At 73.1% G+C, this 13,865-nt stretch carries 9 protein-coding genes; 6 read left to right on the top strand and 3 right to left on the bottom strand.

Annotation, left to right across the window (positions count from 1 at the left end):
• Window positions 1-28 precede the first annotated feature (28 nt).
• Entirely contained in the window at window positions 29-1,369 is a 1,341-nt protein-coding gene (locus tag BLT97_RS02745) for an amidase (RefSeq protein WP_093607001.1), read from the bottom strand.
• A 214-nt stretch (window positions 1,370-1,583) separates the two neighbouring features.
• Here BLT97_RS02745 and BLT97_RS02740 point away from each other — a divergent pair, with 214 nt between their 5' ends.
• Both BLT97_RS02740 and BLT97_RS02735 read left to right on the top strand, forming a co-directional pair.
• Window positions 1,584-2,339, top strand: coding sequence for an SDR family NAD(P)-dependent oxidoreductase (locus tag BLT97_RS02740; protein ID WP_093607000.1), 756 nt, complete (start codon window positions 1,584-1,586; stop codon window positions 2,337-2,339).
• On the top strand, window positions 2,336-3,334 hold the full coding sequence (locus BLT97_RS02735) for an aldo/keto reductase (protein WP_245769104.1): 999 nt from the start codon (window positions 2,336-2,338) through the stop codon (window positions 3,332-3,334). Before BLT97_RS02740 ends, BLT97_RS02735 begins: the two co-directional genes overlap by 4 nt.
• Window positions 3,335-3,379: 45 nt before the next feature.
• Here the strand turns inward: BLT97_RS02735 and BLT97_RS02730 are convergent, their stop codons facing one another.
• Window positions 3,380-4,852, bottom strand: a complete 1,473-nt coding sequence (locus BLT97_RS02730) for a lipase maturation factor family protein (RefSeq protein WP_093606999.1) — start codon at window positions 4,850-4,852, stop codon at window positions 3,380-3,382.
• A 166-nt stretch (window positions 4,853-5,018) separates the two neighbouring features.
• Between BLT97_RS02730 and BLT97_RS02725 the strand changes: the two genes are divergently transcribed.
• The 4 genes from BLT97_RS02725 to BLT97_RS02710 all read left to right on the top strand — a co-directional run bounded on the left by BLT97_RS02725 (window position 5,019) and on the right by BLT97_RS02710 (window position 13,287).
• Window positions 5,019-6,380, top strand: coding sequence for a DUF6777 domain-containing protein (locus BLT97_RS02725; RefSeq protein ID WP_245769103.1), 1,362 nt, complete (start codon window positions 5,019-5,021; stop codon window positions 6,378-6,380).
• Between the two features lie 174 nt (window positions 6,381-6,554).
• Complete coding sequence (locus BLT97_RS02720) at window positions 6,555-7,190, top strand: trimeric intracellular cation channel family protein (protein WP_245769102.1); 636 nt, start codon at window positions 6,555-6,557, stop codon at window positions 7,188-7,190.
• 98 nt (window positions 7,191-7,288) lie between these two features.
• Window positions 7,289-9,334 carry a SpoIIE family protein phosphatase gene (locus BLT97_RS02715; protein WP_093606996.1) on the top strand — a complete coding sequence of 682 codons (2,046 nt, stop codon included), beginning with the start codon at window positions 7,289-7,291 and terminating at the stop codon, window positions 9,332-9,334.
• 383 nt (window positions 9,335-9,717) lie between these two features.
• Complete coding sequence (locus tag BLT97_RS02710) at window positions 9,718-13,287, top strand: phosphodiester glycosidase family protein (protein ID WP_093606995.1); 3,570 nt, start codon at window positions 9,718-9,720, stop codon at window positions 13,285-13,287.
• An 80-nt stretch (window positions 13,288-13,367) separates the two neighbouring features.
• On the opposite strand, the gene BLT97_RS02705 is transcribed toward BLT97_RS02710, so the two are convergent.
• On the bottom strand, window positions 13,368-13,865 hold the full coding sequence (locus BLT97_RS02705) for a peptidylprolyl isomerase (protein ID WP_093606994.1): 498 nt from the start codon (window positions 13,863-13,865) through the stop codon (window positions 13,368-13,370).

Genomic DNA, 13,865 nt, shown 5'->3' with positions numbered 1-13,865 from the left:
GGGGCCCACAGGCGCGCCCCGTGCGGCGTCAGGCGGCAGGCGCATGCCGACGCCACGGCCGTGCGGCCTCCAACGCCGCGGCCGCCGCCAGGAGTTGCTCCTCCCGGCCCGGCGCGCCCACCAGCTGCACCGCGCAGGGGGCGCCCGTCGCCAGCACCCCGAAGGGGACCGACAGGGCGGGCCAGCCCGTGAGGTTCCAGGCCGGGGTGAACGGTGAGTAGCGGGTGTTGGCGGTCAGATTGCGCAGCCAGCCGCGCTCGTGCCAGGGCGCGGCGGCCGGGCCGCGGCGTGCGAGAGCCGGGGTGAGCAGCAGGTCGTGCTGTGCGAAGAACGGCTCCAGGCGGGTGCGCAGCCGGGCCCGGCCCTCGCCCCGTTCGACCCGGGCGAGGAAACGCCCGCCGAGCGCCGCGTGTCGGCGGGTGCGCGCGGTCAGTCGGGTGCGGTCCAGGTCCCGCGCGTCCACGTGGGTGCCGGCCGTCCAGTGCGCGAGCGCCGACGTGCCGAGCCAGAGCGGATACGGGGGATCCGCGGCCTCGACGCGGTGGCCGGCACCCGCCAGCGCCTTGCCCGCCTCCTGTGCGGCCGTCCGCCAGGCCCGCAGCACCGGCACACCCGCGAGCGGACTGCGCACCGACACCGCGATGCTCAACTCGGCCTGCGCGGAGGGCGTTTGGGGCTCGGTGCCGGACAGGACCGCGAGCAGGAGACGGGTGTCGGCGACGGTGGTGGCCAGCGGGCCGTTCTCGGACAGGCCGAACCAGCCGCCGCCCAGGTCCCGCGGCACGACGCCCTCGCCGGGCTTGAAGCCGACCACGCCGCAGTTCGCGGCCGGGATCCGCAGCGAGCCCATGCCGTCGTTGCCGAGGGCGAGCGGCACCATCCCCGCCGCGACCGCTGCCGCGCTGCCGCCCGAGGAGCCGCCCGCCGTGCGCGAGGTGTCCCAGGGATTGCGGGCGGTGCCATGCACCCCGTCCGTCGTGCCGAACACACACAGCTCCGGCACATTGGTCAGGCCGACGACCACCGCGCCCGCCGCACGCAGCCGGGCCACCGTCGGGTGGTCCTCGGCGGCCGGGGTGTCGGGGGTGGCCGCCGACCCGTTGCGGGTGGACTCTCCGCGTACGGGCAGATTGTCCTTCACGGCCACGGGCACCCCGGCAAGCGGGAGCCCCGCCAGATCCGACCGCGCGGCCAGGGCCTCGGCCTCCGCGAGCGCCTCCCGGGCGCGCACGTGCCGGAAGGCGCCCACGCGGGCGTCGAGCAGCTCGATCCGCGCGAGGTGCTCCGCCACCACTTCGCGTGGTGTCACCTTCCCGGCCCGCACTGCCTCGGCGATCTCCGTCGCGGTCCGCCCGGCCCAACTGCTCACGGTCAACTCCCTGTTCCCGACATGTTCCCGTCCCTGTCCCTCGGAGAGAACTCTGGCGGGTCGGGGCGCGCGCGTCGAGCCTGCGCGGGGGCTGCCGTCGGTGGCACCTCCCGGTCTTGTGAAGGCGGAGAGCTCCGATCAATACTCGGTGCGGCCATGACCACGGGGGCCCGGTACCACCGAGCATGATCCTCCAGCGGAAGGAAGCTGCGGTATGACCGACTTCGAAGGGCTCAGGGCCGTCGTCACGGGAGGTGCCTCGGGCATCGGCAGAGCGACGGCCGAGCTCCTCGCGGCGCGCGGCGCCCAGGTCACCGTCCTGGACCTCGCCCCGGACACGGTGGCGAAGCCGCTGCTCGCCCGGCGTGCCGACGTCACCGACGACACCTCCGTACGCACCGCTCTGGCGGCGGCCGCCGGAGAGATGGGCGGCTTGGACATCCTGGTCAACAACGCGGGGATCGGCGCGCAAGGCACCGTCGAGGACAACGACGACGCCGAGTGGCACCGCGTACTGGACGTCAACGTGCTCGGGATGGTCCGCACCGCCCGGGCCGCACTCCCGCACCTGCGCGCCTCACGGCACGCGGCGATCGTCAACACCTGCTCCATCGCCGCGACCGCGGGCCTGCCCGGGCGCGCGCTCTACAGCGCCACCAAAGGGGCGGTCCTCTCCCTCACGCTCGCCATGGCCGCCGACCACGTCGGAGAAGGGATCCGCGTGAACTGCGTCAACCCCGGCACGGTGGACACCCCGTGGATCGGCCGCCTCCTCGACGCGGCCGACGACCCTGCTGCCGAACGGGCCGCGCTCGTGGCGCGCCAGCCCACCGGCCGGCTCGTGCGGGCGGACGAAGTGGCCGCCGCCATCGCCTACTTGGCGAGCCCCGCGGCCGGTGCGACCACCGGCACGGCCCTCGCGGTCGACGGCGGGATGCAGGGCCTGCTGCTGCGTCCGGTGGCGTCGTGATCGGCAGCGCTCGGCTCGCCGCGACCGATGTGCCGGTCTCAAGCCTCTCCTTCGGTGCCGCGCCCATCGCCGGGTTCTCCACGCCGGTCGGTGAGGAGCAGGCGTACGAGGCGATCACCGCCGCCTGGAACGCGGGCATCCGCACCTTCGACACGGCACCGCACTACGGACTCGGCCTCTCCGAGCGCCGCCTCGGCGAGGTGCTGCGCGAGCGCCCGCGCCACGGCTTCACGCTCTCCACCAAGGTCGGCAGGCTTCTCGAGCCGTACGACGGCGGGGGCGACGACCTCGCGGCCGGCGGCTTCGCGGTGCCGGCCACGCACCGCAGGGTGTGGGACTTCAGCGCCGACGGTGTGCGGCGCAGCATCGAGGGCAGTCTGGAGCGGCTCGGCCTCGACCGTGTCGACATCGTCTATCTGCACGACCCCGACGACCACGAGGAGTGGGCGTTCCGTGAGGGCTACCCGGCGCTCGAGCGGCTGCGCGCCGAGGGCGTCGTGGGCGCGATCGGCGCCGGGATGAACCAGGCCGAGATGCTCACCCGCTTCCTCACCGACACGGACACGGACGTCGTCCTGGCCGCGGGGCGGTACACCCTGCTCGACCAGATCGCTCTGAAGGCCCTGCTCCCGGCGGCGCAGGCGCGCGGCCGGAGCGTCGTGGCCGCGGCCGTCTACAACTCGGGCATCCTCGCGGATCCGCACCCCGGCGCCACGTACAACTACACGACGGCCCCGGACGACCTCGTGACCCGCGCCCTGCGCATCAAGGAGCTCGCCGAGCGGCACGGCACCACCCTGCGGGCCGCCGCGCTCGCCTTCCCGCTGGCGCACCCGGCGGTCGCGAGCGTCCTCGTGGGCATGCGCTCGGCGGCACAAGTGCGGGACTCCGTCGCGCAGTTCACGGCACCGGTGCCGCCGGATTTCTGGGCCGAGCTCAAGGCGGTGGGGCTGCTCGCGGCGGAGGCGCCGGTGCCGGAGTCCGCGGGAGGGTGACGGTGCGGCTGCGTCGTGAGCGTCGCGCGACCGCGTGAGGCGGCCTCAGTGGTCGGAGGACTGTGACGGTGACGGCCGGTCGGAGTGCTGCGGCGGCTGCGACGTGGTCGTCAGGCGCGTCGGCGGCAGGAACTCGCGGACGTACGTACGGTCCCACCACGCTCCCGTCGCGCGCAGCTCGCCCCAGGTCGTGTAGCGGTAGCGGTACAGGCGTGCCCGGACGAAGCGGGGCGGCGCGTCGGGGAACGGGTTGTGCCGCAGAAGCTTCAGGGTGTCCCGGTCTCCTTCGAGGAGCCGCTCCACGAAGGCCCCGAACCAGCCGCGGGCATACGCGGGCGACAGCGCCGCGAACCACATCATCCAGTCGAGCCGCAGGTGGTACGGGGCGAACTGCCGTGGCATCCGGCCGGGTTCACCGGGCTTGCCGTGGAAGCCGTACTCCTTCCAGGCGGCGCCGTCGGGCAGCGGGACCGGCTCGTCGGTGCCCTCCACCGCGATCTCGTGCCGGATCCGCCCCACGCTGCCGAACGCGCCGTAGGAGTTGACCAGGTGGAGCGGGTCGAAGGAGGAGTTCATCACCTGCCGGCGCGAGAGCAGGTTGCGGACCGGGCGGTAGCTGAGCACCAGGACCAGCGCCGTCACCGCGTACACCATGAGCTCGTACCAGAGCGGGGGCTCGGCGAGCGCGGGCGGTGCGCCGGTGAGCGGGGTGAAGTCGACGGCCGACAGGGCCAGCGCGATCGTCAGCCAGTTCAGCCAGGAGAAGTTCCCGGACAGGACCAGCCACAGCTGCGTGACCGCCATGACCACGGCCGCGCAGGACGCGACCGGCTGCGGGGTGAACAGGAGGAAGGGCAGCAGGAGTTGGGTGGCGTGGTTGGCCGCCACCTCCACGCGGTGCACCGGCTTCGGCAGATGATGGAAGAACCAGCTCAGCGGGCCCGGCATCGGCTGGGTCTCGTGGTGGTAGTCGAGGCAGGTGAGCTTGCGCCAGCACGCGTCCCCGCGCATCTTGATCAGCCCCGCGCCGAACTCCACGCGGAACAGCAGCCAGCGCAGCAGGAAGAGGACGAGCAGCGGCGGCGCCAGGTCGTGCGGGCCGAGGAACACCGCGAGGAAGCCGGTCTCCAGGAGCAGCGACTCCCAGCCGAAGCCGTACCAGGTCTGGCCCACGTTGACGATCGAGAGGTAGAGCAGCCAGGGCAGCAGCCACAGCAGCATGCCCGCCCACAGCGGCAGTTCGGCGTCGAGACCGGCCAGCAGGGCCACCGCGCACAGGGCGCCGGTGCACGCCGCCACCGCGAACAGGCGGTCCGAATAGCGCAGTTGGAACAGGCTGGGAGCCCGGCGGAACGGCACCCGCGCCGTGAACCGCGGGACCGGCAGCATCCCGCGCTCGCCGATCAGCGCACGGAACTGCAGGGCGGCGCCCACGAACGCCACCAGATACACGGCGGCCAGGGCCCGCTGGAAGACGAGCCGGGCGAGCCAGTAGTCGGGCGCGGTGAACCACTCCACGCCTCCATTGTTGCGCGCGACGCCCGGGTGATCCTGCCGTGCAGGTGAGCAGCGCCTCCTCGGTGCGCCCTCGCGGTGCCGTACGGCGGGCGAGCGCGGTTGCGGGCCAAATTCCGGGATTCACACAATGAGGGACGTACTGCCAGAAAACAGGCGGGAGAACGGCGTGCACTCACCGACCAGGCGCTATGTCACAGCCCTCGCGATATCCGGAGCCCTGCTGGTCGCGGGCTGTTCCGGCAGCGGCGACAACGATGCGGGCGACACGGGCAGTGACAAGGAGCTGTTCCTGCAGCCGGTCGCCGCGGCGGGACCGGATCCGTTCACGGACTCCACCGCCAAGGTCACCGAGACCCCGCCCCCGGTCACCCGAACGCCGCAACCCTCGCCCACCGGCTCCGCCTCGCCCACCCAGGCGGGCATCCGCAGCATCCAGGGCTCGACCCCCGGTCTTTACGGCGGCACGCACTCCGTCAGCAGCTGCGATGTCGAGCAGCAGGTGCGCTTCCTGACCACCGAGCAGTCCAAGGCCCGCGCCTTCGCCCAGGTCGCCGGGATCCAGCAGAACGAGATCGCCGGCTGGCTGCGCGGTCTGACCCCGGTCCAGCTGCGGGTCGACACCCGGATCACCAACCACGGCTACAGCGGCGGCCAGGCCACCAGCTTCCAGTCCGTGCTCCAGGCCGGCACCGCGGTGCTCGTCGACAACCGGGGCATGCCGCGCGTGCGCTGCGCCTGCGGCAACCCGCTCACACCGCCGGCCGAACTGCACAGGGAGGCCACGCACCACGGTCAGCCCTGGCAGGGCTACCACCCCACGAATGTGGTCGTGGTCAAGCCGTCCACCACCGTGATCAACAACATCACGATCATCAACGTCACCAACAACACCTGGATCGAGCGCCCCATCGGCGACGACGGGGACAAGGACAAGATCGTCCCGCCGCCGACGCCCACGCCCGACCCGAGCGTCACGGACCCGGACGGCGAGAGTCCCGACCCGCCGACGGACGACCCGACCTCGGAAGACCCGGACGGCCCCGCGTCCGAGGACCCGACGACGGACGACCCGACCTCGGACGACCCGACGAGCACCGATCCCGCGGACGACCCCACGGACACCGATCCCACGGACACCGACGAGTCGACCGACCCGACGGACGGCTCGGACACGGAGACCCCGAGCCCCACCGACTGCCCGACCCTCTCGCCCACGCCCACGGCCCCGGGCGCCCCCACACCGACGATCCCGGCCGGCTGCCCGGTCCCGCTGCCCGTCCCCGTACCGGACACGGACCCGCAGGTGCCGGACGGCGGGGACGCCACCGTGCCCGACGGCGGCCAGGACCCGTTCCAGGAGCCCACGGACCGCACCGACATCCCGAGCCTGCCGCAGGACGAGACGGTGCCCGACGTGCCCGGCGACGAGACCGGACCCGAGTCGGTGCCCGAGGTGCCGGACGTCGAGCCCGGTCCTGACACCCCGTTCATCCCGGACCCGACCGGGCCCGAGGAGTTCAGCGGCTGAGCCCCCGGCGCCGGTGGGCACGGACGCGCTCCGAGCAGGGGAGCACCGACCGCCGGCGCACACGATTTTCGTCCTTCCGGCCGCAGACGGTGGCCGGAAGGACGAAGCATGTACGGGGCGGCGGATGGTGTCCTCGAAACTCCTGCCCGTACGCCGTTTCCAGGGGGAAGCTCCGTGCTGCACGTCCTCTACCTCGTCGGAGTCGCCTCCTTCGCCGCCAGCGGTGTCCTCGCCGCCCACCGCGCCAACATGGACCCCTTCGGCGGCATCGTGCTCGCCTTCGCCGCCTCCATCTCCGGCGGCACCCTGCGCGACCTGATCCTCGGCCGCCACCCCTTGTACTGGACCCACGACTGGGTGCTGCTCACCGTGATCAGCTGCGCCGCCGTGGGCACGATGCTGTACCTGCGGCGCTGGGAGCTGCCGCACCGGTCCCTGATGACGGTCGACGCCCTCGGCCTCGCCGTCGTGACCGTGATCGGGGCGCGCGCTGCGATCGACGCCGGTGTCACGCCGTTCGCGGTGATCATCCTGGCGGTCCTGACGGGCGTCACCGGCGAGGTCGTGCGCGATGTGCTGTGCGGGGAGTTCCCGCCGCTGCTGCTGCGCGAGGAGGTGTACGCGACCGCCGCCTGCGCCGGAGCCGCCGGCTACCTGCTGCTGCACTGGGCCGGCGCCTCGGACACGCTCGGCACGGTGGTGGCGGCCTCCCTCGTCTTCACCCTCCGGCTCGCCGCCATCCACCGCGAGCTGCACCTGCCCCGCCTGGCGGACTCGGCGGGCCGGGCGGCGGAGCGCCGGGGGCGCTGAGCCGCCCGGCGGTTACTGGGACTCCGGCATCCCGGGGGCGGCACCCCGGCGCCGGCATCCGGGCTCCGGGATCCGGCAAACCATGGCAAAGTGGACGCATGTCCGACCCGGACCCCTGGCCCGCGCCGCCCGAAGCGATCCTCGCGCTGAATCGCACGGGCAGCTTCGACTGGGATCTCGAGAGCGGCGAGATGCACATGGACCCGGCGGCCCACGAGATCTTCGACCTGGCCCCCGGCGAGTACGACGGCCGCCCGCAGAGCCTCGCCCCGCGGGTGCCGGTGGGGGAGAGCCGGCGCCTGGACGCGCTGGTCTCCGAGGCGCTGAAGAACGGCAGCGAGACCTACGGCGCCTACTTCCGGCTGCGCCGCCGCGACGGCTCCCTGCGCTGGACCCACACCCAGGGCTACATCCGGCGCGACGGCAACGGGCGGCCCCGGCGGATCCTCGGGATCGTCCGGGACGCGACGGAGGAACTGCTCGAAACCCGCATCCGTATGGAGCAGGACGCCGAGACCAGGCGCCAGACCAGCATCGTGGAGGGCACCACCGCGGCCCTCGCCCACGCGCGCACGATCCAGGACGTGATCGACGTCCTCGACGAGAACCAGGGCCTCGCGCACCTGGGCGCCGCGAGCCTCGTCATGGGCCTGATCGAAGCGGGCCGTATCCACCTCGTCGCCGAGGGCCCGCCCGGCGCGTTCGTGCCCGGCACGCGCTTCACGCGCATCGACGAGCACTACCCCATGAGCGAGGTCATCAGGACCCTTGCCCCCCGCTTCATCGAGTCACGTGAGGAGTTCGCCGGCTCCTACCCTCTCCTGTGGCCGCACATCAGCCACCTCAACATCACCTCGGCCGCGTACCTGCCCCTGATCGCGCAGGCCCGCCCCATCGGCGCGCTCGGTCTGCTCTACCAGGACAAGACCGGCTTCACGCCCGACGAGCGCAACCTGCTCGTCGCCCTCGGCAGCTCGATCGCGCAGTCGCTGCAGCGGGCCATGTTCTACGAGCAGGAGAAGGACCTCGCCGCCGGGCTCCAGCAGGCCATGCTGCCGCGCTCCATCCCCGCCGTGGACGGCGCGGAGATCGCGGTGCGCTACCGCTCGGCGAAGCTCGGGCGCGACATCGGCGGCGACTGGTACGACGTGATCCCGCTGCCGGGCGGCAAAGTGGGCGCGGTCATCGGCGACGTCCAGGGGCACGACACCCACGCGGCCGCCGTCATGGGCCAGTTGAGGATCGTGCTGCGCGCCTACGCCGCCGAGGGGCACACGCCGGCGACCGTCATGGCCCGGGCCTCGGTGTTCCTGCACGAACTCGACACGGACCGCTTCGCCACCTGCCTCTACGCGCAGGCCGACCTCACCACCGGCGTGGTGCAGCTCGTCCGCGCGGGCCACATCGACCCGCTGCTGCGCGCCCAGGACGGCACCTGCCGCCGCGCGCCCGTCGCCGGCGGTCTGCCGCTCGGCCTGTCCGCCGAATTCCACCGGCTCGAATACCCGGTCACCACCCTCGAACTCGACCCGGGCCAGATCCTGTTGCTGTGCACCGACGGCCTGGTCGAGCAGCCCGGGCACGACCTCGACGACGGGGTGCAGTCCCTCACGGTGGAGGTGGCCTCGGGTCCAACGGACCTGGACGCGCTGGCCGACCGCCTCGTCGAGGACGCCGACCGCCGCGGCGGCGACGACGACGCGGCCCTGCTCCTGCTGCGCCGCCGCACCTCGGACGCCCCCAAGTCCGGCGGCCGGCTCCAGCAGCACGTCGCGCCCAACGACCCGGCGGCGCTGCGCGAGGCCCGGCACATGGTCCGTGCGGCGGTACGGGCCTGGGGCGCTCGTGACCGCTCGGACGAAATCGAGCTGGTCGCCGACGAGTTGGTGACCAACGCGCTCATGCACACCGAAGGCGCCGCGATCATCACGCTGCGCGTCCTGTCCGGCGCCGAACGCCGCCTGCGCGTCGAGGTCGAGGACACCTCCAGCGCCCTGCCGCGCCGGCGCGAACCGGGCGAGGAGGGCGTCTCGGGCCGCGGCCTCCTCCTGGTCGACCGCCTGGCCGACGTCTGGGGCGTGGAGTCGCGGGGCAACGGCAAGGCGATCTGGTGCGAGTTCGTGATCCCGGACAGGGACAGCTGAACCTTTCAGTTCGTTGGTGTGTGAGGTGTGGGGGCACGTTTCAGCCGTGGGGCAACCCCCAGCCGTGGCGCAACCTTCAGCCCGTCCGGCGTTTGAGGACGAGCGCGTTCAGCGCGAAGGGGGGCCGGGGGCGCAGCCCCCGGTTTCGGGAAGGGGCGGGTAGGGGAAATCGCCCGCCGCAGGCGCCCTCCAACCCACCCGCACCCGACACCGATACCGCACCCCACCCCGCCACAGGTCCAACCTCTGCAAGCCACATTCCAGCCGCCGCCAAAGGTTTCCCGCCCCGTTCCCTCCACCCCCTAGCGCCTCCTGACGTGCCCACAGCAAGCTGACGCGCGACATCTGCCCCCAGGGCAACTCGCCGTCACGCAGGAGTAGTTGTGGACCCGAGGAGCGTCAGACGCTGGGCCGTGCTCGGCACGGCCGTGGCCGCCCTGACGGCGGGGGCTCTCACCCCCGCCGTCGCCGATTCCGAACCCGACCCACGCCCGGGCACCACCGCGGAGATACGGCGGCCCATCGCCCCACCGCCCGCCAGCAGCCCGGCCGCCGCAGGCGATCCGGCCGCAGCCCCGACGGCCGTCGTCGACGGCGACGGCATCGAGACCGCCCGCAGCGCCCGGCCCATCGCCCCGGGCGTGGAACTCACCTCGTACGACCGGCTCGAGTCGGACAAGTGGCTGCGCGTGGACGCCCTCAGCGTCGCCCTCGGCGGCACCACCGGCGGGAAGGATCCGGACGCCGGGCCGGGCCGGGGCATATCCCCGGACAAGGGCATATCCGTCGACTATCTGCACTCCGGCAAGGTCGCCGACCGCCGCACCGTCTCCGAACTCGCCGCCGCCCACGACCCGGGCAAGGGCCGCCGGACCGTGGCCGCCATAAACGCGGACTTCTTCGACATCAACGAAACAGGCGCACCCCAGGGCGCGGGCCTCAAGGACGGCAAGCTCGTCCAGTCACCCGCGCCCGGCGCCCACCGCGCCGTCGGCTTCGGCCCCGCCGACGCGGGCCGGGTCCTGGAGCTCTACTTCGACGGCACGCTCACCACCCCGCAGGGCGTGCGCGCCCTCACCGCGTACAACGCCGCGAACGTCCCGGCCGGCGGCATCGGCGCGTACACCGACGCCTGGGGCACGGCCGACCGCGCCCTCACCGTCGACAAGGCGACCCCCGTGGCCGAGGCACTGGTCGAGGACGGCAAGGTCGTCTCCGTGGCCGACCGCGTCGGCAGCGGCCCGATCGCCGCCGGCGCCACCGTGCTCGTCGGACGCGAGGCGGGCGCCGAAGCGCTCAAGGCCCTGCGCCCGGGCGACCCGGTGGGCATCGCGTACGCGCCGCGGACGAACGGCGGCCCGGTGCCCCGCACCGCCGTCGGCGGCCGCGAACTCCTCGTCGTCGACGGCGTCCCGCAGAACCACGAGGGCGCCGGCAACAACACCGCCGCCCCGCGCACCGCCGTCGGTTTCTCGGCGGACGGCCGCACCCTGCACATCCTCACCGTCGACGGCCGCCAGGCCGACAGCGGCGGCGTCACCCTCACCGAGCTCGGCGTGATGATGAAGCAGGCCGGCGCGCACAACGCGCTCAACCTGGACGGCGGCGGCTCCTCCACGCTCGTGGCCCGCGAGCCGGGCAGCGACGCGCTCCAGGTCGAGAACAGCCCCTCCGACGGCAGCGAACGCACCGTGCCCAACGGCCTCGCCCTCACCGCCCCCGACGGCAGCGGCCGCCTCGAGGGCTACTGGGTCGAGACCCGCACGCCCGCCGTCGCGGCCCCGACCGCCGACCCCGTGAAGGGCGGCCACCCCGAGCGCGTCTTCCCCGGCCTCAGCCGGGAGTTGACCGCCGCCGGATACGACGAGACCTACGGCCCCGCCGAGGGCACCCCGCGCTGGCGCGCCGAGCGCGCCGACATCGGCCGGGTCTCGGACGACGGGGTGTTCACCGCGCGCCGCAGCGGCACCACCGAGGTGCGCGCGAGCAGCGGATCCGCCGGCGGCAGCACCGAGTTGACCGTCCTGGACACCCTGGCGCGTGTCGAACCCACCGCCCGCCGCGTGGGCCTCGCGGACGCCGCCGCCACCGGCACCTTCGGCCTGGTCGGCTACGACGCCCACGGCACCAGCGCACCCGTGGAGCCCCGGGACGTCCGCCTCGACTACGACCGTACGAAGTTCGAGATACGCGACGACGGGCGCGGCGCGTTCGCGGTCAGGGCGCTCACCGGCAAGGGCGCGGGGCAGATCAAGGCCACCGTGCAGGGCAAGGAGACCCTCCTCGTCGTCAGCGTCGGGCTCGACGAGCAGTCCGTGGCCGCCTTCGACGACGCCGTGACCTGGACGTTCAGCCACGCCCGTGCCGCCGGCCGGGTCGACCCGACCCCCGAAGGCCGGACCGGCACCGGCCTGAAGCTGACCTACGACTTCTCGCTCTCCACCGCCACCCGCGCCGCCTACGTGAACCCGCCCGCACGCATCCCGGTCCCCGGCAGCCCGCAGTCGTTCAAGCTCTGGATCAAGGGCGACGGCAAGGGCGCCTGGCCCAGCCTGCACCTCAAGGACGGCGCCGGCAGCGACCTCGTCCTGCGCGGCCCGTACGTGACCTGGACCGGCTGGCAGCAGGTGACGTTCACCGTGCCGCAGGGCACCGCGATGCCCCTGTCCGTGTTCCGCTTCTACCTCGCGGAGACCGGCGCCGCCAAGCAGTACACGGGCGAGGTCGTGCTCGACGAGCTCACCGCCCAGGTGCCGCCCAGCGTCGACGTGCCCGAACAGCCCGTCGTCACCGACGAGTTGATCGACTCGGCCGCAGAAACCGAAGGCCGTGACTGGCAGTTCGCGGTCATGTCCGACGCGCAGTTCGTCGCCCGCGAACCCGACAGCCCCATCGTCCAGCAGGCCCGCCGCACCCTGCGTGAGATCAGGGCGGCGGCACCGGACTTCCTCGTGATCAACGGAGACCTGGTGGACGAGGGCGCCCCTGCGGACCTCGCGTTCGCGCGCCGCATCCTCGACGAGGAGCTCGGCGACTCCGTGCCCTGGTACTACGTGCCCGGCAACCACGAGGTGATGGGCGGGAAGATCGACCACTTCAAGGCCGAATTCGGCCCCGCGCAAAGGGTGTTCGACCATGAAGGCACCCGCTTCGTCACCCTGGACACCTCCAGCCTGTCCCTGCGCGGCGGAGGCTTCGCCCAGATCAAGGCCCTGCGCACCGCACTCGACCAGGCCGCGAAGGACCCGGCCGTCTCCTCGGTGGCGGTGATCCAGCACGTGCCGCCGCGCGACCCCACCGCCCAGAAGGGCAGCCAGCTCGGCGACCGCAAGGAGGCCGCACTCCTGGAGCAGTGGCTCGCGGACTTCCGGCGTACGTCGGGCAAGGGCGCCGCGTTCGTCGGCAGCCACGTGGGCGTGTTCCACGCCGCGCACATCGACTCCGTGCCGTACCTGATCAACGGCAACTCCGGGAAGAACCCGGCAGGCCCCGCGGACCGGGGCGGGTTCACCGGCTGGTCCCTGATCGGCGTCGACCGCGTCTCGCGCGCCGAGCAGCACGAGGCGCGGCAGCGGCCCTGGCGGGGCGGTCCCGACTGGATCTCGGTGCAGACCCGCGCCGACACCGACCGCCTCACGCTCACTGCGCCGCAGACCCTGCGGCCCGGACAGAGCGGACCGGTGGAGGCCACGGTGGTCCAGGGCGCCCGTCAGGTCCCGGTGGCCTTCCCCGTCAGCGCCGACTGGACGGGCTCGCCGAACCTGCACATCGGCGACCCGGACGAGGCCCGCCCCCGGCACGTGGCCGCGTACGACCCGGACACGGGCCGGCTGACCGCGCTCAGGGCGGGCGGGATCACGCTCGCGGTCACCGTGAACGGGGTGACGCAGCGCGCCGAGGTGCTGATCGCGAGCGCCGCGGACCAGCGGCTCGCGGAGGCCGAAGGCGCCTGACGCCCAGGGGCGCCACACACCGGTGGCCCCGGTCCGACACGCGGACCGGGGCCACCGAAGGCGTGTGCCGTGAAGCGGACTCAGAGAACGCCGGAGTCGGCCACGGCGATCGCGGCGCGGGTGCGGCCGCTGCCCGAGCCGAGCGACTCGATCTTCTTGACGAGCTTCATCGACTCCTCGTCGGCGACCTCGCCGAACACGACGTGCTTGCCGTCCAGCCACGGCGTCACGACGGTGGTGACGAAGAACTGCGAACCGTTGGTGTTCGGGCCGCGGTTGGCCATCGAGAGCAGGCCCGGGCGGTCGTGCTTCAGCTGGAAGTTCTCGTCGGGGAACTCCTCGCCGTAGATGCTCCTGCCGCCGGTGCCGTTGCCGTTGGTGAAGTCACCGCCCTGGAGCATGAACTCCGGGATGACCCGGTGGAACGGGGAGCCCTTGTAGCCGAAGCCCTTCTCGCCGGTGCACAGCGCGCGGAAGTTCTCCGCCGTCTTCGGGACGACGTCATCGAAGAGGTTGAACGTGATCCGCCCGGCAGGGGCGTCGTCGATGGTGATGTCGAAGTAGGCCTTGATTGTCAT

Origin of the sequence: Streptomyces indicus, assembly GCF_900100315.1 — a bacterium.
GTDB lineage: Bacteria > Actinomycetota > Actinomycetes > Streptomycetales > Streptomycetaceae > Streptomyces > Streptomyces indicus.
This window is presented reverse-complemented; position numbering and strand designations above follow the sequence as displayed.

Excerpts from the sequence above, each read along its gene's own strand:
- BLT97_RS02740 (WP_093607000.1), top strand. The coding sequence starts at position 1,584 with ATGACCGACTTCGAAGGGCTCAGGGCCGTCGTCACGGGAGGTGCCTCG.
- BLT97_RS02705 (WP_093606994.1), bottom strand. The coding sequence starts at position 13,865 with ATGACAATCAAGGCCTACTTCGACATCACCATCGACGACGCCCCTGCC.
- BLT97_RS02715 (WP_093606996.1), top strand. The coding sequence starts at position 7,289 with ATGTCCGACCCGGACCCCTGGCCCGCGCCGCCCGAAGCGATCCTCGCG.